Here is a 2,003-nt window from a genome sequence, read left to right as displayed (position 1 = left end):
GCACCGGCATCGCCGCCGGCGGCAGCGCCCGCATCGCCTGCGCCACCCGCGCCCCGGCCTGCTGCCGCGCCATCGCCTGAGCCGACTGCTGCCGGCGCGCCTGCGTCCGCAGGTGCGTCGCCGCCGCCGTCGTCAGCGCGCGTCTGCAGTTCAGGCTCGGTGCGCAGCGCGGGCGGCTCGGTTCGCAAGACCAACGGCGCGGGCTCCTGCCCGAACCCCGTGGCCGGTGCCGGCGACGCAGGGCTGCGCATCGCCGGCGCGTGGGTGCCGGACCGGGTCGCGGCGCGCGATGCCTGCGCCGCTCCCGAACGCTCGGCCTGCCGCGCATCGTCGGCGCGCATCGCATCGCGCACTTCGTGCTGGCCGATGCGCTCGGCGAGCCGCTCGGCCTCGTCACGATCCTCGGTCTGCTCGCGCTGCCGTGCATCGGCGATGCGGCTCGCCACGTTGCCGCCGGCCGACTCGCGCCGCTGCACCACCGAGAGGAAGGTCGGCACGCCCGCGACCTGCGGCACCGCCATGCGCGGGTGCGCTGCCGGCGGGGCCCGCCCCATCGCCGACGGGCGAGCGATCTGCGGGGCGACGCTCGCGCCCATGCCTACAACCCCGTGGGCGCGGGCCGGCCGAGCTTGCGGTATTCGGCCTCGACGGCGGTGCGCAGCGCATCGAAGCCGATGGGCCCCGGCGCCGCGCTCGCCGCTGCCAAGGTCGCGTTGCGGATGTGCCCGCCCGCGAGGTCGCACGACGCGGCGATGCGGTTGATCTGCGCCAGTTCCAGCACGTGGTGCGCACCCAGGTGCGCCAGCCACAGCGTGCGGCGCTCCTGCGGCCCGGGCGTGGGGAACTCGATGATCGCGTCGAGCCGGCGCGTGAACGCACCGTCGAAGCGCGAGCGGCTGTTGCTCGTCAGGATCGCGATGCCGTCGAAGGACTCGATGCGCTGCAGCAGGTAGTTGGTCTGCTGGTTCGCGAAGCGGTCGTTGGCGTCCTTCACCTCGGTCCGCTTGCCGAACAGCGAATCGGCCTCGTCGAAGAGCAGCACCACCTCCGCATGCTCGGCGCGCGCGAAGAGCTGCGCGAGGTTCTTCTCGGTCTCGCCGATGTACTTGCTCGCGACCGATGCGAGGTCGACGCGGTACAGCGGCAGGCCGAGCTGCGATGCCAGCCACGCGACCGCGAGCGTCTTGCCGGTGCCCGATGCGCCCACCAGCAAGGCGCGCACGCCGGGCCGGTAGCGCGTGCGCGCCGAGGGCCCGAGCGCATCCGCCAGCCCCTCGCGCCGCATGCAGCGCCGGCGCAGCGCATGCAGTGCGGCCTGCAGATCGGGCGGCATCACCAGGGCCTCGTCCGGCACCGCGTCGGGCAGCAGTTGCGCGAGCGTGCCCAGTTCGCCGGCGGCGCCGAGCCGGGCCGCCAGCTTCACATGCTGTTCGGTCAGGGCCTCGTCCCCGGCCAGCCGCGCCTGGTGCCGCGCCGCGCGTACCAGATGGGCAATGTGTGCCGGCGCATGCCGATGCGCACGCCCGACGCTTTCGGCGGCTGCCGGATCCAGATGCGCCTGCCACAGCGCCACGCGTTCTTCCGGCAACGGCAGCGGGACACGCCAGCTGCCGACCGGATCACCGTCGCGCTCGAAGCTGCCGTCGATGCCGCAAGCCAGCAGCAGTGGCCCGCGATGGCCCGGCAGTTCGGGCAGCCGGCGCGATTCGCCCGGCGCCAGTTCCGCGCACAGCACCGGCGCGGCACGGCGCAGCCACAGCCAGGGCGCGAGCCCGCGCGGCGGATCGCCGTCGACGAAAGCCGGCTGCAGCCCCAGCGCGATCGCCACCAGCGCGGCCGCGCCCTGCGCCTCGCGGGGATGGCCGCTGCGCACCGCGAGCACGCTGCCGCCCGGCGGCGCATGACGCAGCGCCGCGGCACGGCGCAGCCACAGCCAGGGCGCGAGCCCGCGCGGCGGATCGCCGTCGACGAAAGCCGGCTGCAGCCCCAGCGCGATCGCCACC

Annotated in this window: 1 protein-coding gene and 1 pseudogene; both read right to left on the bottom strand. The window is 75.3% G+C overall.

The annotated features are described in order from the left end of the window. Window positions 1–596: pseudogene (locus AC1D2E_RS35640) on the bottom strand (hypothetical protein); the annotation flags it as partial. A 2-nt stretch (window positions 597–598) separates the two neighbouring features. Then, window positions 599–2,003 (bottom strand): ATP-binding protein (locus tag AC1D2E_RS35635; protein ID WP_478201764.1); only part of this gene is annotated, 1,405 nt, incomplete at its 5' end.

The organism is Variovorax sp. P1_H2 (genome assembly GCF_056405295.1).
This window is presented reverse-complemented; position numbering and strand designations above follow the sequence as displayed.